General features: G+C 59.7%; 20 protein-coding genes. 12 read left to right on the forward strand and 8 right to left on the reverse strand.

What is annotated here, in order from left to right:
• Positions 1 to 94: 94 nt before the first annotated feature.
• Genes AC5JQH_RS08810 through gshB form a run of 7 tightly spaced genes read right to left on the reverse strand, consistent with a single transcriptional unit; the run spans position 95 to position 5800 of the window.
• Positions 95 to 1399, reverse strand: coding sequence for a dihydroorotase (locus AC5JQH_RS08810; RefSeq protein WP_288367110.1), 1305 nt, complete (start codon positions 1397 to 1399; stop codon positions 95 to 97).
• Positions 1396 to 2409, reverse strand: a complete 1014-nt coding sequence (locus AC5JQH_RS08815; RefSeq protein ID WP_008175649.1) for an aspartate carbamoyltransferase catalytic subunit — start codon at positions 2407 to 2409, stop codon at positions 1396 to 1398. The genes AC5JQH_RS08810 and AC5JQH_RS08815 overlap by 4 nt, the downstream gene beginning before the upstream one ends.
• A 27-nt stretch (positions 2410 to 2436) precedes the next feature.
• A complete protein-coding gene (pyrR, locus tag AC5JQH_RS08820) occupies positions 2437 to 2946 on the reverse strand; it encodes a bifunctional pyr operon transcriptional regulator/uracil phosphoribosyltransferase PyrR (RefSeq protein ID WP_491713013.1) in 510 nt (169 codons plus the stop codon).
• Positions 2947 to 2953: 7 nt separating this feature from the next.
• Positions 2954 to 3376 carry a Holliday junction resolvase RuvX gene (ruvX, locus tag AC5JQH_RS08825; protein ID WP_008175643.1) on the reverse strand — a complete coding sequence of 141 codons (423 nt, stop codon included), beginning with the start codon at positions 3374 to 3376 and terminating at the stop codon, positions 2954 to 2956.
• Positions 3369 to 3935, reverse strand: coding sequence for a YqgE/AlgH family protein (locus AC5JQH_RS08830; RefSeq protein WP_039882120.1), 567 nt, complete (start codon positions 3933 to 3935; stop codon positions 3369 to 3371). The genes ruvX and AC5JQH_RS08830 overlap by 8 nt, the downstream gene beginning before the upstream one ends.
• Positions 3932 to 4798: an energy transducer TonB gene (locus tag AC5JQH_RS08835; RefSeq protein WP_493791791.1), complete on the reverse strand. Its 867-nt coding sequence runs from the start codon at positions 4796 to 4798 to the stop codon at positions 3932 to 3934. The genes AC5JQH_RS08830 and AC5JQH_RS08835 overlap by 4 nt, the downstream gene beginning before the upstream one ends.
• Before the next feature lie 48 nt (positions 4799 to 4846).
• A complete protein-coding gene (gene gshB / locus AC5JQH_RS08840) occupies positions 4847 to 5800 on the reverse strand; it encodes a glutathione synthase (protein WP_014578672.1) in 954 nt (317 codons plus the stop codon).
• A 297-nt stretch (positions 5801 to 6097) separates the two neighbouring features.
• Between gshB and pilG the strand changes: the two genes are divergently transcribed.
• From pilG to AC5JQH_RS08900, 12 genes are all read left to right on the forward strand, one after another.
• On the forward strand, positions 6098 to 6490 hold the full coding sequence (pilG, locus tag AC5JQH_RS08845) for a twitching motility response regulator PilG (RefSeq protein WP_008175635.1): 393 nt from the start codon (positions 6098 to 6100) through the stop codon (positions 6488 to 6490).
• 32 nt (positions 6491 to 6522) lie between these two features.
• Positions 6523 to 6885 carry a twitching motility response regulator PilH gene (pilH, locus tag AC5JQH_RS08850; protein WP_011787171.1) on the forward strand — a complete coding sequence of 121 codons (363 nt, stop codon included), beginning with the start codon at positions 6523 to 6525 and terminating at the stop codon, positions 6883 to 6885.
• 20 nt (positions 6886 to 6905) lie between these two features.
• On the forward strand, positions 6906 to 7454 hold the full coding sequence (locus AC5JQH_RS08855; protein ID WP_288367106.1) for a chemotaxis protein CheW: 549 nt from the start codon (positions 6906 to 6908) through the stop codon (positions 7452 to 7454).
• Positions 7455 to 7545: 91 nt separating this feature from the next.
• Positions 7546 to 9621 carry a methyl-accepting chemotaxis protein gene (locus AC5JQH_RS08860; RefSeq protein WP_273070353.1) on the forward strand — a complete coding sequence of 692 codons (2076 nt, stop codon included), beginning with the start codon at positions 7546 to 7548 and terminating at the stop codon, positions 9619 to 9621.
• Positions 9622 to 9648: 27 nt separating this feature from the next.
• Positions 9649 to 10548 (forward strand): CheR family methyltransferase, encoded by a 900-nt coding sequence (locus AC5JQH_RS08865; protein ID WP_039881965.1) that lies wholly within the window; start codon positions 9649 to 9651, stop codon positions 10546 to 10548.
• An 11-nt stretch (positions 10549 to 10559) separates the two neighbouring features.
• Positions 10560 to 18095 (forward strand): hybrid sensor histidine kinase/response regulator, encoded by a 7536-nt coding sequence (locus AC5JQH_RS08870; protein WP_493805497.1) that lies wholly within the window; start codon positions 10560 to 10562, stop codon positions 18093 to 18095.
• Positions 18095 to 19147, forward strand: a complete 1053-nt coding sequence (locus AC5JQH_RS08875) for a chemotaxis protein CheB (protein WP_493805498.1) — start codon at positions 18095 to 18097, stop codon at positions 19145 to 19147. The genes AC5JQH_RS08870 and AC5JQH_RS08875 overlap by 1 nt, the downstream gene beginning before the upstream one ends.
• 11 nt (positions 19148 to 19158) lie before the next feature.
• A complete protein-coding gene (locus tag AC5JQH_RS08880) occupies positions 19159 to 19620 on the forward strand; it encodes a chemotaxis protein CheW (RefSeq protein WP_008172769.1) in 462 nt (153 codons plus the stop codon).
• 73 nt (positions 19621 to 19693) lie between these two features.
• A complete protein-coding gene (locus tag AC5JQH_RS08885) occupies positions 19694 to 20185 on the forward strand; it encodes a Fur family transcriptional regulator (RefSeq protein WP_008172768.1) in 492 nt (163 codons plus the stop codon).
• Complete coding sequence (gene znuC / locus AC5JQH_RS08890; RefSeq protein WP_008172767.1) at positions 20178 to 20945, forward strand: zinc ABC transporter ATP-binding protein ZnuC; 768 nt, start codon at positions 20178 to 20180, stop codon at positions 20943 to 20945. Before AC5JQH_RS08885 ends, znuC begins: the two co-directional genes overlap by 8 nt.
• Positions 20932 to 21744 carry a zinc ABC transporter permease subunit ZnuB gene (znuB, locus tag AC5JQH_RS08895; protein ID WP_008172766.1) on the forward strand — a complete coding sequence of 271 codons (813 nt, stop codon included), beginning with the start codon at positions 20932 to 20934 and terminating at the stop codon, positions 21742 to 21744. The genes znuC and znuB overlap by 14 nt, the downstream gene beginning before the upstream one ends.
• A gap of 91 nt (positions 21745 to 21835) precedes the next feature.
• Entirely contained in the window at positions 21836 to 22858 is a 1023-nt protein-coding gene (locus AC5JQH_RS08900) for a PAS domain-containing protein (RefSeq protein ID WP_008172765.1), read from the forward strand.
• Here AC5JQH_RS08900 and AC5JQH_RS08905 read toward each other — a convergent pair.
• A complete protein-coding gene (locus AC5JQH_RS08905; RefSeq protein ID WP_008172764.1) occupies positions 22840 to 23088 on the reverse strand; it encodes a CDGSH iron-sulfur domain-containing protein in 249 nt (82 codons plus the stop codon). The genes AC5JQH_RS08900 and AC5JQH_RS08905 overlap by 19 nt on opposite strands.
• Positions 23089 to 23098: the final 10 nt, after the last annotated feature.

Genomic DNA, 23098 nt, shown 5'->3' on the forward strand with positions numbered 1-23098 from the left:
GCCATCAAGGGTTTTTCAGCATAAAGGGGGGATTCTGTGATGGTGTCGACAGAGGTTCCGCAACCCCTGCCGCACTTTGTCGCCTGAGCCGGATTCAGATTGCCGGCTTTGGCCAGGCCTTTCGACCCTCACTGAGAGTGAGCCGGACGACACCCGGCAGTTCGCGATCGGTCACCGGCGCATGGCGACCGGCTGAAACCAGTGTTTTCGAGTTCGGTGTCCAGAAGGCATCAGGATCAAACACACAGACATCAGCGATTTCGCCCTCGGCAAGGCGGGCTGTTCTGCCCAGCGCGGAAGCCGGACCGTTGGTCAGCGCGCGAATCAGATCGGGCAGTGCCAGTTCATTCATCTCCACCAGTTCCAGCCCCAACGACAGCACACTCTCAATGCTCGACAGTCCCGGTTCGGTGGCTGCCATGGGCGCCTGCTTGGCGGCGGTATCGTGAGGTTGATGCTGACTGACAATGGCATCAATCACGCCGTCCCGAACACCGGCTATCAACGCCTTCCGATCACCCTCGCCGCGCAGAGGAGGCCGAACATGGAAGCGGCTGTCGAAACCGGCCAGGGCCTCCTCGGTGAACACAAGCTGGTGCATGGCCACATCGGCGGTTACCGCAATGCCGCGGCGGCGGGCTTCAGCCAGCATTTCAACACTGCGACCACAGGAGAGCTGGCTCAGATGCAACCGTACCCCGGTCTCCTCCGCCAGCAACAGCATTTCCATCACCGCGGCGGTTTCCGCCACTTCCGGAATACCGAGCAGGCCCAGGCGAGATGTTACCAGGCCATCGTGGGCGTAGCCGTCGGCGGCCAGGGCCTGGTTCTCGGGACTGAACATCACCGTCAAACCAAAGGTCTGGGCGTAGGCCATGCAGCGGCGCAAGATGCGGGCGTTGCGCACGCCCCGGGAGCCATTACCCACAGCGACACAACCCGCCGAGGCCAGGCCCGCCATGTCGCTGAGCAAATCACCCTCCAGACCCCGGGTGATGGCACCAATGGGCAACACCCGGATCGGCGACCGGCTGGCGGCGCCGTCCCGGATCAGGTGGGTGACGGCACTGGAATCGTTCACCGGCGAAGTTTCCGGCGAAGCGCAGACCGTCGTGAAACCGCCATGAGCCGCTGCGAGAGTTTCCGAGGCAATATTGCCTTTCTGGCCATTGCCCGGCTCACGGAGGTTACAGCAAAGATCGACAAAGCCCGGCGTTATGACAGCGTTCTCTGCGCTGATTGTCTCGTCGGCCTGTGCCCGGGCGGCAGCTTCGCCCATCGCGGCAATACGGCCATCCCGGATCAGCAGCGCGGTATTCTGCTGCTCCGTGCCCTGACCATCGAACAGTCGGCCTCCGGTAATCTTCAGGCTGTTTCCGGATGTGTTGACACTGCTCATGCCTGGCCCCTCTCACTCAATTTCTGCTGCCGTTCTGAAACCTGGCCACCCATGGCCATGGACATGACCGCCATCCGGATGGCGATGCCGTTGGTCACCTGGTTCAGAATGACCGACTGTGGTCCGTCGGCAACCGCCGATTCGATTTCAACGCCCCGGTTGATCGGCCCCGGGTGCATAACGATGCATTCCGGATGGGCCAACGCCAGTTTTTGCTGGTTTAGGCCGTAGAGCCGGTAGAACTCGCGCTCGCTGGGCAGCAACGCCCCTTCCATCCGCTCTTTCTGCAGTCGCAGCATGATGACCACATCCAGATCCTTCATCCCGCGGGTCATGTCGTATTCCACCGTGCAGCCGAGGCTTTCCACGTCTTTGGGAAGCAGGGTTCCCGGGGCAATGACGCGAACTTCCTCGGCACCCAGCTCGTTGAGAGCCCGAATCTGGGAGCGGGCCACCCGGGAGTGCAGCACGTCGCCAACGATAGCGACTTTGAGGCCCTCGAAACGCCCCTTGTGCTGGCGAATCGTCAGCATATCCAGCATGGCCTGGGTCGGGTGCGCATGACGACCGTCACCGGCGTTGATGATGGCCACCCCCGGAGTAACGCTCTCGGCAATAAAATGCGGTGCACCACTCTGAGAGTGCCTGACCACGAACATGTCGCTGGCCATGGCTTCTAGGTTCAGCAGGGTGTCAGACAGGGATTCACCCTTGGAGGTAGCCGAGGTGCTGATATCCAGGTTGAGCACATCCGCAGACAGTCGCTTGGCCGCCAGCTCAAAGGTACTGCGGGTTCGGGTGCTGGACTCGAAAAACAGGTTTACCACGGTTCGTCCGCGAAGCAGTGGCACTTTCTTGATAGTTCGCTCACCGACCTCGATAAAGGAGTCCGCAGTGTCCAGGATGTCGGTCAGCAAGGCGCGGTCAAGGCCGTCGAGGGTGAGGAAGTGCCGCAACTGACCATCCCGGGTCAGCTGCAAGTGGTGCGGGGAAGAGTCGTTCGCGGTCATGGGTCGCCTGTTATCCGATTCGGAGGTTTATTGTCCGGCTTCCTGAAGCTCGATACGGAGCGGGTCGGGGCCACGCAGTTTGACGCGTTGATGGGATTCCAACGCCATTGTCTTGCCAGCCACATCCGGCTGGATGGGCAATTCCCGGGCACCGAGGTCAATCAGGCTGGCCAGTATGATACTGGCTGGACGGCCATAATCGAAGATCTCATTCATGGCGGCCCGGATCGTCCGGCCGCTCATGATGACATCGTCAATCAGGATGATGTCACGGCCTTCGGTATCGAAGGGCAGACTCGAGGGTTTCACCCGGGGATTCAGACCGATGCGGCTGAAATCATCGCGGTAGAAGGAGATATCCAGTTCGCCGAACGGCTCTTCGATGCCAAGGCGTTTGCTCAGCACGTCGGCCAGCCAGACGCCTCCGGTCCGTATACCGATCAGAACCGGGGATTGCACGCCCCGTTGCTCGAGCGCCTGACGCAGCCCGCTTTCCATCTGGTCCAGCAACTGATCAATATCAAGCAATGCCGTCATTCGGTCCTCACTGTTGAAAAAAGGTTTCCAGGATCAGCACCGCGGCCCGGTCATCCACTCCGTGGCGACCAAAATCACGACTGCCTCCGGCGGCCATCACTTCACCCTTGGCCTCGAAGCTGGTGAGCCGCTCGTCCACCATCTCGACCGGCACGTGGTAGCGCCCATGCAGGCGCTTGCCGAATTTGCGCGCCCGGGCACACATATCGTTTTCGGTGTCGTCCATGTTGAGGGGCAAACCGACCACGACCAGGTCCGGACGCCACTCCTCGAGCAGGGATTCAATCTGTTGCCAATCGGGGATACCGTCTCGGGCAGGAATCAGAGCCACCGGTTGGCCGGACCCAAGCAACTCCTGACCGACCGCTACGCCAATACGGCGGGTGCCAAAATCGAACGCCATGACGCGACGGCTGGCCGGTTCAGGCATGACCGACCGATTCGCTGAGCTGATTGAGATCAATGCCGATCAGCTGCAGCACCGCCTTGTAGCGTTCTTCCCAGGGAGTACGGAACAGGATGTCGGTGTTGGCCGGACAGGTGAGCCAGGCGTTGCTGCCCAGCTCCTCTTCCAGTTGCCCTTCGCTCCAGCCGGAATAGCCCAATGCCACCAGGTACTCGTCGGGACCTTCGCCACGACCAATGCCTGCCAATACGTCGCGGGATGTGGTCAGCAGAACATCGTCGGTGACCTTCGCCGTGTTCTGCCAGCTAGTGCCTGGGGGATGCAGCACAAAGCCGCGTTCCGGCTGCACCGGACCACCGCTGAATACCGGCAGATCCAGCTCGCCGCCTGGCAGGTCCAGTTGCTCCAGGATTTCACCAAGGTGGATGTCCAGCGGCTGATTGATCATTAACCCCAGGGCACCGTCGTCGGAATGCTCGCAAATGTAGATCACGCCGCCATGGAAACGGGGATCAGCGAGATAGGGCGATGCCACCAGGAACTGGTGGCGCAAGCTATGGGGAGAGTGTTTTGATGCTGTCATCCGGATGTCAGCCCCCGACGCTGGAAGGACCAGGTACGTATGATTTCAAGTTCATCCACCTCTTTCCGCATTTCGTCCGGAAATGGTGCAAAAGGCGAGGCCATCCTGACTATACGGATGGCAGCATCATCCAGGACGGTGCTGCCGGAAGACTGCAGGATCGCCACCTCTTTAATGGTGCCGTCTTTCTTCAGCGACACCAGCATTCTCAGTGTGCCATAGATTCCGGCATTGCGCGCCTCGGTCGGGTAATTGATATTGCCCACCCGGGTTACCTTGCTCACCCAGTTCTGGACATACCAGGCGTTGGTGGACTTGAGCGTGGACGCGGCGGTAACGCGCATTACCCTGGGTTTGCGGGCATAGGCCTGCTGCTGGGCATCGAAGCGGGCTTCCAGGCTGGCAATCTCGAGGCTGCGCTCCATCAGGCTCTGTTTCTCCCGCACCGGCAGAGGCTCCTCTTCCGGCCTGGTACGCTCCTCAGGCTGTTGAACCTTCTGAGCGGACGCACTCTCGGTCTGCACCACCTGTTTTTCCTGACGCGGCTGCGGCTCGGTTTGCGCAGGAGGCTCGGGCTGAACCTGGGCCACCTGCGGCTGGCTCACCTCCGCCGGTTGCGGGGTGGTCATTTCCCGAACCTCTTCCTCGGTACCACTGCCCTTCTGACTGGTCTGGGCCAGGAAATCCGCCTTCTCCGGAGCTTCCTCATCGTCAAACTGGGACAGGGTGATTTCCATGGTCTGGGCAGAGGAACGGGGCGGTTCAGGCGCAAAGGTGATTCCCAGCACCACGATGGCGTGCACCGCCAGCGCCATAAACAGGGTGAAGGAAAACCGGTCGAAGTCGCTTACCTGAACTGCCATTCCTGATATGGATCCTGTCGTTATACCTGCCCGGCCGCCATCACCGGATTATGCCTGGCCCAGACGCTTCGCAATCGCGTCCATCAATAAGCCACCAATATCGATCCCGAAGGCCGCATCGAGTTCCCGGATACAGGTCGGGCTGGTGACATTGATTTCGGTAAGGTAGTCACCGATGACATCCAGACCCACAAAAATGAGGCCCTTCTCTTTGATCACCGGGGCAACGCGCTCGCAGATCTCGCGATCCCGCGCGGTCAGTTCACGACCTTCACCCCGGCCGCCGGCGGCCAGATTGCCCCGATTCTCGCCATGGGAGGGTATTCTCGCAAGTGAATAGGGTACCGGTTCACCGTCGATCAGCAGGATGCGCTTGTCGCCATCGCTGATTTCGGGGATGTATTTCTGGGCCATGGCCTGGTGCGTGCCATAGTTGGTGAGGGTTTCGATGATGACACCGAGATTGAAATCGTTTTCCCGGATACGGAAGATCGAATGACCGCCCATGCCGTCCACCGGCTTCATGATGACATCGCCGTGTTCGGCGTAGAACTCGCGGAAGCGACTCGCCGAACGGCTGACAAGTAGTGGCGGCGTCAGGTCAGTAAACTGCGTGGCGAACAGCTTCTCATTGCAGTCACGCAGCGTGGACGCCGGATTGACCACCAGAGCGCCCTGCTGCTCGGCCGCCTCCAGTATATAGGTGGCCATCAGGAACTCCCGGTCTACCGGCGGGTCCTTGCGCATGAGGATGACATCAAGATCTCCCAGCGCCCGGTCCTGGGACGGCCCGAAGCCGTACCAGTTTTCCGGATCCATGTGCACAGTCAGGTCACGGGTGTGCGCCATGGCACGGCCACCGTCCAGGTACAGGTCGGGGAGCTCCATGTACTCGATTTCCCAACCGCGTTTCTGGGCAGCCAGCAACATGGCCAGTGAGCTGTCTTTCTTGAAGTGGATATCTTCAATCGGATCCATCACGATCCCGAGTCTGACGGTCATGGGCGTTCCTGCACTCCTGAGGGTTAAAAACACGAACCGGTCTGCAGAGCGGACCAGACATTAAGTGCTATGCTTTGAAATCAGATGGTATTGTACCCGAACTGCAAATGCATCCGGAGAAATCCTCAGTCAGTTACGTGACGTTGCGGGCAGTAGTACATTTGGTCACAAACTAATACTTTTTATCCGGCCATTGATAATCTATAAATGAGCGGGGTTTATAGAAGAACCTTAAGGTTTGTGTTAAAACCCCCGTTTTAAAATAACGACAGTCGCTGAGCGCAAGGCAGTTGGACAATGGATGACAACTTCGAGAACTTGAAGATCATGGTGATCGACGACAGTAAAACCATACGTCGCACCGCAGAAACCCTTCTGAAAAAGGTCGGCTGTGAGGTCATCACCGCGACTGACGGCTTTGACGCTCTTGCCAAGATTGCCGATTCCCAGCCGGACATCATTTTTGTCGATATCATGATGCCCCGCTTGGACGGCTACCAGACCTGCGCACTTATCAAGAACAATTCCTCCTTCAAAAAGACGCCGGTTATCATGCTCTCCAGCAAGGACGGTCTGTTCGACAAGGCCAAGGGCCGCATCGTCGGCTCGGACCAGTATCTGACCAAACCGTTCAGTAAGGATGAGCTGCTCAATACCATCCGCCAGTATGTTCCACAGGCGGAACAGTAAACCTGCTGCCCCCAAGAACTATCGAGGAAACCATGGCCCGCATTCTTATTGTTGACGATTCCCCTACCGAGGTTAAGAAAATCTCCACGATCCTGGAAAAGCATAAGCACGAGGTGCTTACAGCTGACAACGGCGCAGACGGCGTTGCCAAAGCTCGTGCAGAGACCCCGGACCTGGTTCTGATGGATGTGGTTATGCCGGGCCTGAACGGCTTTCAGGCAACCCGCCAACTGACCCGCGCCCCGGAAACCGCATCCATCCCGGTCGTCATCGTAACCACCAAGGACCAGGAAACTGACCGAGTTTGGGGCACCCGACAGGGCGCCAAGGGTTACCTGGTCAAGCCGGTTAACGAAGACGACCTGATCAAAACAATCAACAGTCTGATTGCCTGATCCCCAACCGTGGAGTAAGCATGTCCGCCCCCCAGGCCGCCCCTTTTGCCGTTCTGACGGATATCGCCGCGCGCAGCCGGTCGCTGGCTGCCGGCCTGCCGGAACAACAGCAAGCCGTTGAACTGTGGAACGGCATCGGCTTCGTTCTCGCAGGCGAACGGTACGTTGCCCCCATGGGCGAAGTCACTGAAATCCTCCACGTCCCCCGGTTTACCCATATACCGGGGGTTCGCCCGTTTTTGCTTGGCGCGGCCAATGTTCGCGGCCGCCTCCTGCCCCTGGTTGATCTTGCCGGCTTTTTCGATATTCCCCGCTCTTCCCGTAGCCAGCGGGAACGGCGCGTGCTGGTGGTAGAGCAGGGTGACATTTTCAGCGGGCTGGTAGTCGATAGTGTGCTGGGCATGCAGTATTTCGCAACTGACAGTTTCAAGGATTCGCCCGAGGGCGTGCCTGAAAACGTTCGACCGTTTGTCTCAGGCGGTTATGAACGCAACGAAGAAGTCTGGAAAGTGTTTTCGGCCGTCGATCTGCTCGAGGACGAACGATTTCTTGACGTCGCACAGTGGTAAGGGTGGTGACAATGGCAGGAACATCACCCTGACCGCCTGAAACCCGAAAAAACAAACTTGCCAATTTCTTGAAGAGGCCGGGAGCCAGAAAATGAAGAACAGAGCCGGAAGACTCAGTATGGGACAGGGAGGCAACAAGCTGGTTGCCGGCCTGATCGCCGCGCTGATCGCACTCACTATCCTGCTCGTTGTGGTGCTGTTCGTTATCAATGCAGACAGCCAGAACGATCAGGAATACATCGCCAACACCGCCGAACTGAGAGTGCTCTCTCAGGAGATTGCGAAGAACGCGACCGAGGCTGCCGGCGGTACCGCCGAGGCCTTCAACCAGCTGCGCCGCTCCCGTGACGAATTCCAGCAGCTCTGGACCAACGTAACCGAGGGTAATCCGGAAACCGGTCTGCCGCCGAGTGAACTGGCCCAGCAGAGTGGCGTTCAGGAAAACTGGAACACCGTGCGGGAAAACGCCGACAGCATCCTCTCCACCCAGGATGCGGTGCTCGGTCTCCACGAGGTTGCCCGGACTCTGAACGAAACCATTCCGCAGCTGCAGGTTGAGTACGACGATATCGTACAAATCCTGCTCGACAACGACGCACCCGCCGAACAGATCGCACTGGCCCAGCGTCAGTCACTCCTGGCGGAGCGGATTGTTCGCTCGGTCAACAACGTACTCTCCGGTGACGAAGACGCGGTTATCGCCGCGGACCGTTTCGGTCGTGACGCGAGCCTGTTCGGGCGAGTGCTTGAAGGCCAGCTGAACGGCAACCCGGCCATGGGGATCTCTCAGGTAAATGACGAAGACGCCATCTACGGCCTTGAAGCTGTCGATGAACTGTTCCAGTTCGTTTCCCAGAACGTAGACGCAATCCTTGAAGCTTCTCCCGACCTCTTCAAGGTTCGTACTGCTGCCAGCGACATCTTCCAGAATTCCGAGATCCTGCTTTCCGAACTGTCTGTACTGGCCGAGAACTTCCGGACCCAGTCCGGCTCACGTCTGGTCAGCCCTACCCTGGCCTTCGCGATCCTGGCCGCCATGGTTGCCATTGTTGTGTTTATCGGTCTGGCCCTTTACCGCGAAGCCCAGGCCCGACTGGCTACTACGCAAGAGCAGAACGAGCAGAACCAGAACGCGATCCTGCGACTGCTGGACGAACTGGCCGACCTGGCTGATGGTGACTTGACCACCGAGGCCACGGTAACCGAGGACTTCACCGGTGCCATCGCCGACTCCATCAACTACGCGATCGACCAGATGCGCGGACTGGTACAGGCGATTCGTGGTACTGCCGTACGAGTAGCGTCAGCGGCTCAGGAAACCCAGGCCACTGCGATGCATCTTGCCGATGCTTCCGAGCACCAGGCCCAGGAAATCGCCGGCGCCTCCGCCGCGGTGAACGAGATGGCCGTGTCCATCGACCAGGTATCCTCGAACGCTGCCGAGTCCTCCGCGGTTGCGGAGCGGTCGGTTGCGATCGCGAAGAAAGGCGCGGAAGTGGTACAGAACACCATCCGCGGCATGGACAACATCCGTGAGCAGATCCAGGAAACCTCCAAACGGATCAAGCGTCTGGGTGAATCTTCCCAGGAAATCGGTGACATCGTATCCCTGATCAACGACATCGCCGACCAGACCAACATCCTGTCCCTGAACGCGGCGATCCAGGCCTCCATGGCCGGTGACGCTGGCCGGGGCTTCGCGGTTGTTGCGGACGAAGTACAGCGACTGGCGGAACGCTCCTCTGCAGCGACCAAGCAGATTGAAGCGCTGGTTAAGACGATCCAGTCGGACACCAACGAAGCCGTTATCTCCATGGAACACACCACCGCCGAGGTGGTCCGTGGTGCCCGTCTGGCCCAGGACGCGGGTATCGCCCTCGAGGAAATCGAGAACGTATCCATGTCTCTGGCGGAACTGATCCAGAACATCTCCAACGCTGCACGTCAGCAGTCTTCGTCGGCGGCGCACATTTCCAACACCATGAACGTTATCCAGGAAATCACGTCCCAGACGTCTTCCGGTACCAACGCGACTGCGAAGTCTATCGGTAACCTGGCAGAAATGGCGTCCGAGCTTCGGTCCTCCGTTGCCGGCTTTACTCTGCCGGAAGAAGAAGCGGCGGATTACGAGGAAGAGGAAGACAGCGACGTTCCGGTGGTGGGCTGATTTCCGTTCCAGGGCTGTTGACGGTTTATGGCGCAAATGCATAACAACCTGTCACCTGCCGAGGGCATCTGGTCACTGCGTCGACTCCCGGATATGGACGAGGCGCAGTTCAGCCAGTGGCAAACCCTGCTGGAACACCGAACCGGGATCACCCTGTCTTCCGAGCGCCGTTCGTTTCTGGAAACGAACCTTGGCATCCGGATGCGGGAAATCGGCTGCAGCAGCTATCAGGCCTATTACGAAAAGATCGTATCCGGGCCGGATGCAATCAGGGAATGGTCAACGCTGGTGGACCGGCTCACTGTCCAGGAAACCCGGTTCTTCCGGGATCCCGACGCTTTCCGGCTGGTATCCGACTATGTCCTGACACGGCCGCGGGAACAGCTGAAAAAGCGCCCCCTGGAGGCCTGGAGTGTCGGATGTTCCACCGGGGAAGAGCCCTACACCCTGGCCATGGTGCTGAATGAATGCATGGAGCAACTGGCATTGCAGCCTCTGTTCGGTGTCACCGGCTCTGATATCAGCAAGCCGGTGATCGAGAAGGCCCGGAACGGTCAGTTCAATCCCCGCAAACTGCTGGGAATGGACGAGGAAATGAAAGCACGGTATTTCCGCCCGGCCGAGCGGAACACCGTAGAAATCGTGAACAGCATCCGCGACAGGGTGTGCTTTACCAGACTGAATGTTCTGGACCTGGATAAAGCACCCATGCACGGGATGAACATTATCTTCTGCCAGAATCTGCTGATTTATTTCCGTCGCTGGCGCCGGCGGGAAATTGTCAAGCGACTTGCAGAGCGGCTGGCGCCCGGGGGGTTGCTGGTACTGGGCCAGGGAGAGCTGACCGACTGGCAGCCTCCAGGGTTACAGAGAGTCCCCTCGGAACATGTGCTGGCGTGGATCAAACGCCAGACTGACGAAGAATAACCGGAGTGGTTATGGGCAATCACCATGACAGCATCGCCCTCGACTGGGTTCGGGGAGAGATACAGGACACGCTGACCCAGGGTCAGCATGCACTGGAAGCGTATGTCGAGAATCGTGACGACACCGCGCGCCTGCGCTTCTGCCTGAATTATCTCCATCAGGTACATGGCACCCTGCAAATGGTCGAGCTCTACGGTGCAGCCCTGCTCACCGAGGAGATGGAAAAGCTCACCCAGGCCGTACTCAACGAAACCGTTGCCAATACCGACGAAGCCGTTGAAGTCCTGATGCAGGCCATCCTGCAGTTGCCCCAGTACCTCGAGCATCTGGCCAGCAGCCAGGACGATTTTCCGATGGTGCTGCTGCCACTGCTTAACGACCTCCGTGCCGCCCGTGGCGAATCCCTGCTGTCTGATACCTCACTGTTCAAACCGGATCTGGCCCCCTCACGCATCACTGTGACCGGTAAGGTATCCCAGCGCCTGCAGGACCCGACGGTTCTGGGCCACATCCGCAAGCTGCGTCAGATGTACCAGTTCGCATTGGCCGGTGTTATCCGGGAAGCGGATCTCGATGCCCATTTCGAGTACATGCAGAAGGTGATCCAGCGACTGATCCGCTTGTGCCAGAAGACGCCCCGGGGCGAGCTCTGGAAAGCAGCCAGTGCGTTCGTGGAAACACTGCAGGCACACGTCAATCCGGTGAATGCGGCGGTGAAATCCCTGCTTCGGGAACTGGACAGTGAAATCCGCCGACTGACCGACGAGCATGCGGACATTCTCCAGCAACCGGCTCCGGAAGCACTGCTTAAACACCTGCTCTACTACGTGGCCCGGGCCCGGGATCTGGATTCGCCCCAGGTCAATGCCCTGCGGGATGCCTATCAGCTGAACCAGGCACTGCCTTCGGAAGACGATGTTGATGCCGCCCGAACCCGTGTCTCCGGCCCCGGCAGGGACGCCATCCATTCCGTTGTCGGCGCGCTCAATGAAGAGCTGGCGAAACTGAAGGATCAGCTGGATCTGTTTGTCCGCTCAGAGCTCCGCCAGAACAGTGAGCTTGACGACCTGTTGCCGGGTCTGCGCCAAGTGGCCAATACCCTGGCTGTACTGGGTCTGGGCATACCGCGGAAAGTGATCACCGAGCAGGTCGAACTGGTTGAGAAACTCAGCGCCCAGGCCGAGCTGGTTGACGATGGCACGCTGATGGATATCGCCGGCGCACTGCTTTACGTCGAAGCCAGTCTCGCCGGCCTGGACAGCGAAGGTCAGCAGGAGTTGTCCGCTGACGAAACCTCCGATACACCGATTAACCTTGGCTCCCGGGAACTGGGCGAGGCCAGCGGCGCGTTGCTGCGGGAATCACGGAACACTCTGGAGCAGGTGAAATCCGCCATCGTCAATTTCATTGCCTCGCAATGGGATACCCGGGAAATCGAGCATGTCCCCGGCCTGCTGCACAGCATTCGCGGCGGCCTCAGCCTGATTCCGCTGGACCGGGTTGCAAGCATGCTGGCCTCGGCAGAGCGCTACCTCAGCGATGTGCTGCTGGACGGCAAGCAGGTTCCTGACTGGAAGCAGCTCGACATCCTGGCCGATGCGGTTACCAGCATCGAGTATTACCTGGAGCGCCTCGCTGAGGGGATTGGTGAAAACGATTCGATTCTGCGGGTGGCCGAGGACAGTCTCGCTTCCCTCGGCTTCCCGGTCGGGGCTGAGCCCACCTGGACTGAAACCACGGCCCATGAAGAGACCGTCGCTGAACCGTCTTACGAGCAGGACGAAGCCAGCGTTTCGACCGCCCCGGAAGAGGCCAAAAGCTCGGATTCGGAGCTCCTGGACGACGAAATTCTTGGCATTTTCGTTGAGGAAGCCGAAGAGGTTCTCGAGACCATTCATGAATTCTATCCCCGTCTGCGCCAGAATCACGACGACCGTGAGGCTCTGACCGAAGTTCGTCGTGCTTTCCATACGCTCAAGGGCAGCGGACGACTTGTGGGCGCGACCAGTATCGGCGAGCTGGCATGGTCTGTGGAAAACCTGCTGAATCGGGTGATCGATCAGACCATTCGCCCCACCGAAGACATGTTCACCCTGGTGGACGAGGTCAATGCCCGCATTCCGTCACTGATCCGTGAATTCAAGGACGGCCAGACCGCAGGCGACGTGGAGGAGCTCATCAACCGGGCCGAGGCCATGGCAACCACCCGTCGCACCGACGACGATGCCGTGACGGCGCAGGACATTCCCGAGGTCGAAGACACCGTCGCCGACTCGGGAGAAGAAGAGCAGGAAACCCCGGAATCCATCGTTGAAGAAGCCACCGTTGAGGCCGTGTCGGATGAGTCCGCCGATGACGATGACCTGATTGACGATGAAATACTTGAAATATTCGTCGAAGAAGCCGGTGAGGTGCTGGACACCATTCGCGAATACCTGCCAATGCTTTTGCGCCAGCACGATGACCGCAGCGCTCTGTCAGAAGTTCGCCGTGCCTTCCACACGCTGAAAGGCAGTGGCCGTATGGTCGGCGCGCTGGTTGTTGGCGAATTGGCCTGGTCCGTGGAAAACATGCTGAACCGCGTTATCGACGGCAGCATCTTCATGAACGATGACATCGCCAGTCTTCTGGAGGATGTCACTGCCAGCCTGCCGGCCCTGGTCGACGATTTCGAGAAGCGCCGTGCGGCTTCCTTCGATACCGCCAACCTCGAAGCCCGCGCCAACGCCCTGGCCAGCGGTGAGATTCCCGATGCCAGCATGATGCCGGCGGCCGAATCGGACGGCTCCGAAACCGTAGCGGAAGATGAGATCACCGCTGCAGGCGCAGAGATCGAGACGACTGAAGAGGATGCGGTCGACCCGGTATTGCTGGATATTTTTGAAAGTGAAACCGAGACCCATCTGCAGACGCTGAAGGATTTCCTGTCAGCAGCCGGAGACAAGACCACGGTTACCTACACCGATGATCTTTCCCGGGCCCTGCATACACTCAAAGGCAGCGCCCATACCGCCGGCATCGCACCCATTGCTGCTGTAATCACACCACTGGAACGCTTCGTCAAGGAATCCCGGGCACAGAACAAGCGGGCCAACCGCGACGTGCTCTCGCTGATCGAATCCGCCTGCGATTTCCTGACCCAGGGCCTGGCCCAGATCCGTGAAAATCCACAGGCCTCGCTGCCGGGCACCGAAGCCTTCCTCGAGAAGCTGGACCAACTGACCGAAGAGACACTCCGCGGCCACAGCGAGGAAGCTCCGCGCCAGCATCCGCAGCAGGCACCGTCACGGCTGGTTCAGTTGTTCCTGAACGAAGGCCTCGACATCGTTCTGGATGCTGACCGGATTCTCGACCACTGGGCGGACAATCCCGGCGAGATGGAGTCGTTGAACCCGTTGCGTTCCGAGCTGGAGCAGTTGACCTCCGGCGCCTCAGAAGCCGGGCTCAGCGACGTTGCCGCGCTCTCAAGCGCGTTGAAAGACACCTACGACGAAGCCGCCAGACACGATGAAGCGCCGGACGAAACCTTTTTCGAGACCGTTCGGGCAGCTCACGAACAGCTAATCAACATGATGGATCAGGTGGCTGCCGGGCTTGCCACGGAATCCAGCGACGACATGGTTACCGCGCTCGAAAACCTGAAACGGGCTCCGAGCACAGAAATCCAGGAGCCCGACGCCTTCGAGCAGGAATTCACCGGTGAACTCGAGGAAATCGATCTCAGCTTTGAGATGGATGAAACCGAAGTACCGGCAAATGAAGAACCAGCGGCGGCCGAACAACCGCCGCTGCCGGAAATGTCCGAATCCGATGATGACATGGACGAGGAGCTTGCGGAGATCTTCCTGGAAGAGGCCCGCGACCTCATCGACAGCACCGCCGAAGCGCTGCAGAGCTGGAGCGAAAATACCGGAAACCTGGATATCCTTCGGTTGCTGCAGCGGGATCTGCATACCCTTAAGGGTGGTGCACGCCTGGCCGACATTCCTGCCGTAGGCGATCTTTCCCACGAGTTGGAAAACCTGTTTGAGGGACTGACCGAGCAGCGGCTATCGATCAATGATGAGCTCTCAGATCTGCTGTTCCGCTGCCACGATCGGCTTGCGGGCATGGTCGAGAATCTTGAAGCCAAGGAGCCACCGCGCCCTGCGCCGGATCTGATTGGCGAAATCCAGGCGTACATCGACAGCGCCACCGGAACACGCCCGGTCACCAATGTTGCGAGCCCTGAAGAAGAAGCAGAACCGGATTTCAACGACGAAGAGCAGGCCCCGCTCCCGGAAGTCGAGGAACCCGTCGATTCCGATTCAGAAACCGCGGAAACCGGCGAGGTGGAAGACGGTGTTGCCGATCTCTCGCACCTGGATCCGGAGCTGGTCGGCATTTTCCTGGAAGAAGCCTACGACCTGATCAACTCTACCGGCAGCGCCCTGCACACCTGGACCGAAGACCCGTCGGACCGGAGCATTGCCGCGGAACTGCAACGGGATGTTCACACGCTCAAGGGTGGCGCCCGGATGGCTGGCGTTGAGGCCATTGGCGACCTGACCCACGTTCTCGAAGACCTGTTCGAAAAGGTTGCAGAGGGCCAGCTGGAAGCCAGCGACGCCATGAACGACCTCTTGTTCGCCTGCCATGACCGGCTGGCGCAAATGGTTGAGCAGGTGGCGACGCAGAAGCCTTGCCCACCGGCGGAGGAGCTGGTCGCTCGCGTCCAGTCCATCCTTCGGGGCGAGTCGGCGCCGTCCGAGGAGTCAGCAGAGGCCCCCGACCTCAGCGAGACTCTGACACAGGCCAGCGATGATGACCTGATCGGCATCTTCCTGGACGAAGGCCTGGAAATCTACGACGCCATCAGCGAGTGTCTGGACCAGTGGCGCGACGAGCCGGAGGAACTGACCGGACTGACCCAGCTGCAGCAGGAACTGCATACCCTCAAGGGTGGCGCACGGCTTTCTGACGTCGATCCGATTGCCAACCTGGCAGAAGCCTGGTCCGACGCTCTGGATCCCCTCATCTCCGGGTCCAATAACCAGAAGACGTTGCTGAAGCTCAGCGACCGGGCATTGGGCAGCCTGAAGACCATGCTCAACAGCCTGGAACAGGGCAGCAAGCCCGAGCCGGATGCGGACCTGATTGAGGACTTCCGGGTGGCCCACGAAGTGGCCGCCGAAGAGACCGCTGCTCCCCGAGAAGAGTCCCAACAGGAAGCGATCGACCCGGAAGTACTGGAAATCTTCCTGGAGGAAGCCGGTGAAATCATGGACCAGCTGGAGCAGCTGCTCGATGACTGGCGCAAGGAGCCGGCAAACCACACCTTCAACCAGGAAGCCCAGCGTGCATTGCATACGTTGAAAGGCGGCGCTCGCCTCTCCCAGCTGACCCAGCTTGGGGACAGGGCCCACGCCTTTGAGACACGTCTGATCGACCTTGGCGGCAATGCCCCGGATGAGTCCCAGTGGCAGGCCATTACCGAAGATCACGACGCCATCATCTCCCTGGTTGCCGAGATTCGTAAGGGTTATGAGTCCGGCATGGGTGTGTCCTCGGCAAAGGCCGAACAGCCTGCGCCAGCCCCGGCCGCGCCGAAACCGAAAAAGCCTGAAGAGCCGACGCCTCCCGCCCAGGCAGAAAAACCGGTAGCACCGGCACCCAAGCCCGGGAAATCGCCGGCCAAGGTTCGCAAACAGGCGGCCGAGGCACAGCGGGCGGCCCAGGAGACCATTCGGGTGTCCGCGCCGCTTTTGGATGAGCTGGTCAATCTGGCGGGTGAAACCAGTATTACCCGTGGCCGGCTTGAGCAGCAGACCAGCGATTTTGGCCATACCCTGGACGAAATGGCCGCAACCATCGAGCGTCTGCGTGAGCAGCTACGCCGGATGGAAATCGAGACCGAAGCCCAGATCCTGTTCAGTGCCGAGAAAGAACACGGACCGGATTACGGCGACGACTTCGACCCGCTGGAGATGGACCGCTACTCCTCCATCCAGCAGCTGTCCCGGGCTCTGACCGAGTCCTCCTCGGACCTTGCAGACCTACGGGAAACCCTGTCTGACCGGGTACGGGACACCGAAACCCTGCTGGTGCAGCAGTCCCGGATCAACACGGAACTCCAGGAGGGTCTTATGAAGACCCGGATGATTCCGTTCGCCTCCATGGTGCCCCGTCTACGGCGCATCGTTCGCCAGATCAGCGGCGAACTTGGCAAGAAAGTCGACTTCGATGTCCGCAACGCCGAAGGCGAAATGGACCGGAACATCCTGGAGCGCATGATCGCGCCCCTGGAGCACATGCTCCGGAACGCCCTGGACCATGGCATTGAAAGCCCGGCGGACCGTAAGCAAGCCGGCAAGCCGGAGACCGGCGAAGTCACACTGTCACTGACCCGCGAAGGTGGCGACGTTGTCCTGAGGATGATCGACGATGGCGCCGGCATTCCCTCTTCGGTCATTCGCGACAAGGCGATCCGTCAGGGCATGCTGCGGGAAGACGAGGATCTGTCCGAGCGGGAAATCCTCCAGTTTATCCTGCAACCCGGCTTCTCCACCGCCCAGCAGGTGACCCAGATTTCCGGCCGCGGCGTGGGCATGGACGTCGTTGCCAGCGAGATCAAACAGCTCGGCGGCAGCCTCGACATCGATTCCGCCGTTGGCCGCGGAACCACCTTCACGGTTCGCCTGCCGTTCACGGTTTCCGTCAACCGGGCACTGATGGTGTCCACCGGCGAGGATTTCTACGCGATCCCGCTGAACACCATCGAGGGTATTGTCCGGGTCAGCACCTACGAGCTTGAGGAATACTACAAGCCGGACGCGCCGATGTACGAATATGCTGGCCAGGAATACCGGCTCCAGTATCTGGGCAGCCTGCTGAACAGCGATCACCATCCGAAGCTGCAGGGGCAGGCCCTGCCGCTGCCGGTGATTCTGGTGCGCGGCGCTGAGCAGCCCATGGCCCTGCAGGTGGACAACCTGATGGGCAGCCGGGAGATCGTTGTTAAATCCCTTGGCCCGCAATTCAGTTCGGTGCGCGGTGTGTCTGGTGCCACCATCCTGGGTGACGGGAACGTGGTGGTGATTCTCGACCTGCCTGCGATGATCCGTTCCGACATCCTGTCCGAGCGCCAGCGCCTGGCCAATCTCGAGAAAGCCCGCGAGTCTGCACGGTACGAGGAGCAGGCTACCGTGGTCATGGTGGTGGACGACTCGGTTACCGTACGGAAGGTTACCTCACGACTGCTGGAGCGCAACGGCATGGAAGTCATCACTGCCAAAGACGGCCTGGACGCGGTCGCACAACTGCAGGATCACAAACCGGACATCATCCTGCTGGATATCGAAATGCCGAGGATGGATGGTTTCGAGGTTGCCAGCTTCGTGCGCCACGACGACAGCCTGCGGGAAATTCCGATCTGCATGATCACCTCACGGACCGGCGAGAAACACCGAGAACGCGCGCTGGCTATTGGTGTGAACGAGTATCTCGGCAAGCCGTTCCAGGAAACCGAGTTGCTTGAGACTATTGAGCGGCTGACCGGACGTCAGTGATGGCCGGCCAGACTGGCCGGCCAAGGGTCGGGATCGTCTCGGATGTGGTTCTGCAGCGACACCGACTGCAGGCCGCGACATCAAAGTTCGGTCTGGAGGTGCGTTTTTCCGGGGATCCCGAGCGTTTGCTGGGCTACCCGGAGTTCCCGGATGCCAGCCTCTGGCTGGTTACCCTCGAAGACGAGGCAGATCACCCGTTACTGTTCGATCACCTGCTTGAAAATACCGACGCACCGGTACTGTTCGGATTGGATGAAGCACCCAAGCCGGGAAGTACCGAGTATTTTCGCTGGGAACGACGTTTACTGGGCAAACTTGAGCAGCAACTGGGACACCTGGAAGAGCTGGACTCAGAAGCCACTCTGGCAGAACTGGAGCAGGAAACGCCGGCACCAGCACCATCGCCTGGACTGCCTCACTGGATAACGCCTGCCGTACCCGGTTCGGTGGCCGAGGAAGTCTGGATTCTGGGCGCTTCACTGGGAGGGCCGGCGGCGGTTAAGACATTTCTGGACCACCTGCCGCCGAACCTGCCCGTGGGTTTCATCTACGCCCAGCACATAGATGGGAACTTCACAGAGGTTCTTACGCGGGTACTGGGTCGCCACGCCCATTACCAGCTCAAGCGAGCCGAGGAAGGTTATCGGGTCAAGAATGGTGATGTGGTGCTGATGCCGGTGGAGCACGAATGGAAGCTGAAAGAGCACGGAGCCCTCACCGAAACCAGCAATGCCTGGCCGGGGCCCTATGGCCCTTCCATTGATCAGGTCCTGCTTAACGTCGCGGATCATTACGGCCAGCGCTGCCATGCTATTCTTTTTTCCGGCATGGGTAATGATGGCGCTATTGCAGCGCCTTTACTGAAAGCCTACGGTAGCCGGATCTGGGTCCAGGAGAGCACAAGCTGCGGCAATAGCTCTATGCCCGAATCCGTCGCCGCCACCGGTTGCAGCGGTTTCTGTGGCACCCCGGAGCAGCTGGCACGGGAACTGGTAAAAACCATCGAAGAATCCTGCCTGCTCAAGAGCCGGCAGAAACGGGACTCCGCCTGAGGTAACACGCAATGAATGACAACAGCCAATCCCTCTCCTGCGTCATGATTCCCATGAGCGGACGGCAACTGTTGCTGCCCAACGTCTCGATTGCGGAAGTGGTCGACTATGCCAGCGCTGATGCCGGCGCGAACACGCCGGAATGGCTGGTTGGCTACCTTGACTGGCGGGGCCTGCAACTTCCGGTGATTTCATACGACGCGGCTAACGGCGGAGCCCTCACCGTTCCGGGCGATAATCGGGGCCGCATCGTGGTCCTTAATACCATCGGCGATCACCACAAGGAAGTCCCGTTTATGGCACTGGTTACCCAGGGCATTCCCAGCCAGGCCCGTTTGGCGGAAGACCAGGTCAGGAAGCTGGAGGGTGAACCGGGGCCGGCGGATCTGATGCAGGTCGAGGTTGAAGGTGAGCATGCCTGGATCCCGAATCTGGAATTTCTGGAATCCCTGGTTGTAAAGTCCCGACACTGACCCGTGCCACTGCCGGACATGGCAGACAGCCCTGCAAATGTTATAATGTTTCAAATTTTGCAGGATTGCGACCATGTCTGCCCGTGCTATTCCCTACCGGCCTCACAACCACGATGCCTGTGTCAGTCAGGCCCTGACTGACGCCCGGACCATTTGCCAGCGGCAGAATGCCCGACTGACGCCCATCCGGGAACGGGTTCTGGAGCTGATCTGGCAATCCCACAAGCCGCTGGGCGCCTACGACGTGCTGGCGGAGCTGTCGTCCGATGGTCATAACGCTGCGCCGCCCACCGTTTACCGCGCACTGGATTTCCTTCAGCAGCATGGGCTGGTGCACCGCATCGCGTCGCTCAACGCCTTTATCGGCTGTACCCACGCGGGTGAAAGCCACACCGGTATGTTTCTGATCTGTCGCGCCTGCGGCAATGTGCTCGAACTGACCGCTCCAGAGGTGTCAACAGAGGTTCGTAAAGCCGCATCCGGCGAAGGCTTCCGGCCCGAGACCACGACGCTTGAAATTGCCGGCCTTTGCCCCCGATGCCAGTCGGAGCCCGGCCATGACTGATCCTCTGGTCAACCTGGAGAACCTCACTGTCCGGTTTGACGAACGCCCCGTGGTTGATCAGGTCAACCTGAAGATTCACCGTGGCGATATCATCACCATCATTGGTCCAAACGGGGCAGGCAAGACGACACTGATCAAGGCCGTACTCGGCATCCAGAAAGTGTCTGAGGGTCAGGTGTCCCTGAAAAAGAACCTGGTGATCGGGTACGTCCCGCAGCATCTGACGCTGGAGGCCACACTGCCTCTGAGCGTCAAGCGGTTCATGCTGCTCAGCGGCCAGTCCCTCGCGGAATGTGAGTCTGCCCTTGCCCGCACCGGCGTCGGACACCTGCTGCATGCCTCCGTGCACCACCTCTCCGGGGGAGAGAAGCAGAGGCTGTTGCTGGCCCGGGCCCTGGCCCGCAAACCGGACCTTCTGGTCCTTGATGAGCCCGCCCAGGGCGTCGACATCAATGGCCAGGCGTCATTGTATGATCTGATACGCCAGCTAAGGGATGACCTGAACTGCGGTGTTATCATGATCTCCCACGACCTGCACCTCGTCATGGCAGCAACCGACAAGGTTATCTGCCTGAACCAGCATGTCTGCTGCAGCGGTTATCCCGAGGACATCTCCCACGACCCGGCTTTCATCGAAACATTCGGTCGCCCCGTGGCAGAGTCCCTCGCGGTCTATCATCATCACCACAACCACAGCCACGATCTGCACGGGGATGTTGTCGAGGGCAGACACACGGAATGTGACCATGCCCATCATTGACGCAATTCTGGACGATTTCTTCTGGCGCGCCCTGATCGGCGGACTCGGCGTGGCCCTGGTAGCCGGGCCATTGGGCTGTTTCGTGGTCTGGCGACGAATGGCCTATTTTGGCGATACCCTGGCACACTCGGCCTTGCTCGGCATCGCCCTGAGCTTCCTGATCAGCGTACCGCTGAACCTTGGTGTGATCATCACCTGTGTGGTGCTGGCCATGGCACTGGTACTCCTGTCACGGACCCGGACTCTGGCAACCGATACCCTGCTGGGCATACTGGCCCACAGCGCCCTGGCCATAGGGCTGGTAACCCTGAGCTTCATGCCGGATGTCCGCGTCGATCTGACTGGCCTTCTGTTCGGGGATCTGCTGGCCATGAGCCGTGAAGACCTGCTGTGGATCTACGGCGGCGCGGCACTGATCATTATCCTCCTTGCCGTGCTCTGGCAGGGGTTGCTGATGAGCACGATTCACGAAGAACTCGCCCGGGTGGAGGGTGTTGCCGTAGAGCGGCTTCGCCTGGTTCTGATGCTGATGTTCTCACTGGTCATCGCGGTAGCCATGAAAATCGTCGGCGTGCTGCTGATTACCGCACTGCTGATCATTCCTGCGGCAACCGCCAGGCGCCTGGCCCACAATCCGGAGATCATGGCGGCCATGGCCGTCGGATTCGGGTTTGTCGCGGTGAGCGGCGGTCTGAGTCTGTCCTGGCACCTGGACACACCGGCCGGCCCTTCCGTTGTTGTTACGGCTTTTGCCGTATTCCTGCTGGTCTACGGCGCAGCTGGCAAAGTCCGGACCTGAGCATTTCCCTCTCTTCACGAGCTGGACTAGAGTATAGGAGTAACGTCGGTCTGTTCTGAGGGTACAGACCCAGCCGCAAAGGACGCCCGGCATGGAAAGCTCGACTCCAGCCCGTTTCCGCAGACCGGTCTTATGGCCAGGAATCTGGATTCCCCTGCTTCTGGTCGCCGCCGGCCTGCTGGTAACCGGAATTACTGCAAACATTGAAGCGCGTCGGGCCATGGCGCTTGCCGAAGCGCGATATCACGCCCAGCATCAGGCCCTGGTGAATCATCTGCTGGCCAACGTTCCGGACCAGTCTATGGTGGGCGACCACAACCAACCCGTGTCTGCCTGGCTCCAGGCCTTGTTCAGTGACACCCTGCCGGATTCTCTCGGACTGCGCATCGACACCCTTGAACGACATACCAAGATGCCGCTGTTGGAACTGGGCACCAACGGTTCGGTGGACCCGACACGGGCGCTGCGTACCGAAGTTTCGCCAATGGATCAGAACTGGATACTCACGACCGTACCGTCGCCAGAGGGACTTGAAGCGGTCGCCCAAGCCTCCCGACGAACCGTCTGGATCGCCGGTGCAGCCCTGTCGGTGTTCGCGGCCGCCCTCACCCTGGTGCTGAACCGACGGCTACACCGGCAAACACTTCACATTCGTGGTCTGGAACAGAGAGAAATTGGTGCTGACCATCAGATCGCCAACTTTCAGGTCGAAAAATCGATACTTCGGCGGGCACTGAACGATAGTGAGCAACGGAGCCGGGATCTGGTGGCCCTGTCCGGTGCGGTCATATGGGAACTGGACGAAAGAGGCAGGATCGGTTTTGTTTCACCGCAAATCGCCGAACTTCTGGACCAGGCACCCGCTGACCTGGTCAACCAGCCCCTGGAGGAACTTGTTGCACCGGCGTCCCGGGACAATTTCCGGCGAGCTCTCGCGGCCGCCCGCAGTGACAGTTCCATTGAACGCGTTGACCTTTCCCTGGTCCATCGTGACCAGGAGACGGAGATTCCAGTAGTACTCAGGGTTCGGGCACTGAAAGACCCGGTTCACGGCCTCTCGGGCTTCAGGGTGAGCACCCTGCAGCGAATGGCGCTCTACTCGAGCGCTTTGTGACTGCCATCGCAGAGAGGGGCGTTACCGGTTTGCTTGCACCCGCAGAACCACACCCACTCTTTCTTCTCCGCCTCGTATTTGATCGGGGTTATCCCGGTCCCCTTGTGGGAACCGTCACAGAATGGCTGGCTACCACTGCGGCCACAGGCACACCAGAAGTAGTTCTTGCCCGCCTCAACCATCACAGAGAACGGTGTCTTGCTGGCGACCACCGGTTTTTCATCCGACATAACGTATTCC

The sequence above is a fragment of the Marinobacter sp. H13 genome (genome assembly GCF_059072335.1).

Excerpts from the sequence above, each read along its gene's own strand:
- AC5JQH_RS08810 (WP_288367110.1), bottom strand. The coding sequence starts at position 1,399 with ATGAGCAGTGTCAACACATCCGGAAACAGCCTGAAGATTACCGGAGGC.
- AC5JQH_RS08815 (WP_008175649.1), bottom strand. The coding sequence starts at position 2,409 with ATGACCGCGAACGACTCTTCCCCGCACCACTTGCAGCTGACCCGGGAT.
- pyrR (WP_491713013.1), bottom strand. The coding sequence starts at position 2,946 with ATGACGGCATTGCTTGATATTGATCAGTTGCTGGACCAGATGGAAAGC.
- ruvX (WP_008175643.1), bottom strand. The coding sequence starts at position 3,376 with ATGCCTGAACCGGCCAGCCGTCGCGTCATGGCGTTCGATTTTGGCACC.
- AC5JQH_RS08830 (WP_039882120.1), bottom strand. The coding sequence starts at position 3,935 with ATGACAGCATCAAAACACTCTCCCCATAGCTTGCGCCACCAGTTCCTG.
- AC5JQH_RS08835 (WP_493791791.1), bottom strand. The coding sequence starts at position 4,798 with ATGGCAGTTCAGGTAAGCGACTTCGACCGGTTTTCCTTCACCCTGTTT.
- gshB (WP_014578672.1), bottom strand. The coding sequence starts at position 5,800 with ATGACCGTCAGACTCGGGATCGTGATGGATCCGATTGAAGATATCCAC.
- pilG (WP_008175635.1), top strand. The coding sequence starts at position 6,098 with ATGGATGACAACTTCGAGAACTTGAAGATCATGGTGATCGACGACAGT.
- pilH (WP_011787171.1), top strand. The coding sequence starts at position 6,523 with ATGGCCCGCATTCTTATTGTTGACGATTCCCCTACCGAGGTTAAGAAA.
- AC5JQH_RS08855 (WP_288367106.1), top strand. The coding sequence starts at position 6,906 with ATGTCCGCCCCCCAGGCCGCCCCTTTTGCCGTTCTGACGGATATCGCC.
- AC5JQH_RS08860 (WP_273070353.1), top strand. The coding sequence starts at position 7,546 with ATGAAGAACAGAGCCGGAAGACTCAGTATGGGACAGGGAGGCAACAAG.
- AC5JQH_RS08865 (WP_039881965.1), top strand. The coding sequence starts at position 9,649 with ATGGCGCAAATGCATAACAACCTGTCACCTGCCGAGGGCATCTGGTCA.
- AC5JQH_RS08870 (WP_493805497.1), top strand. The coding sequence starts at position 10,560 with ATGGGCAATCACCATGACAGCATCGCCCTCGACTGGGTTCGGGGAGAG.
- AC5JQH_RS08875 (WP_493805498.1), top strand. The coding sequence starts at position 18,095 with ATGGCCGGCCAGACTGGCCGGCCAAGGGTCGGGATCGTCTCGGATGTG.
- AC5JQH_RS08880 (WP_008172769.1), top strand. The coding sequence starts at position 19,159 with ATGAATGACAACAGCCAATCCCTCTCCTGCGTCATGATTCCCATGAGC.
- AC5JQH_RS08885 (WP_008172768.1), top strand. The coding sequence starts at position 19,694 with ATGTCTGCCCGTGCTATTCCCTACCGGCCTCACAACCACGATGCCTGT.
- znuC (WP_008172767.1), top strand. The coding sequence starts at position 20,178 with ATGACTGATCCTCTGGTCAACCTGGAGAACCTCACTGTCCGGTTTGAC.
- znuB (WP_008172766.1), top strand. The coding sequence starts at position 20,932 with ATGCCCATCATTGACGCAATTCTGGACGATTTCTTCTGGCGCGCCCTG.
- AC5JQH_RS08900 (WP_008172765.1), top strand. The coding sequence starts at position 21,836 with ATGGAAAGCTCGACTCCAGCCCGTTTCCGCAGACCGGTCTTATGGCCA.
- AC5JQH_RS08905 (WP_008172764.1), bottom strand. The coding sequence starts at position 23,088 with ATGTCGGATGAAAAACCGGTGGTCGCCAGCAAGACACCGTTCTCTGTG.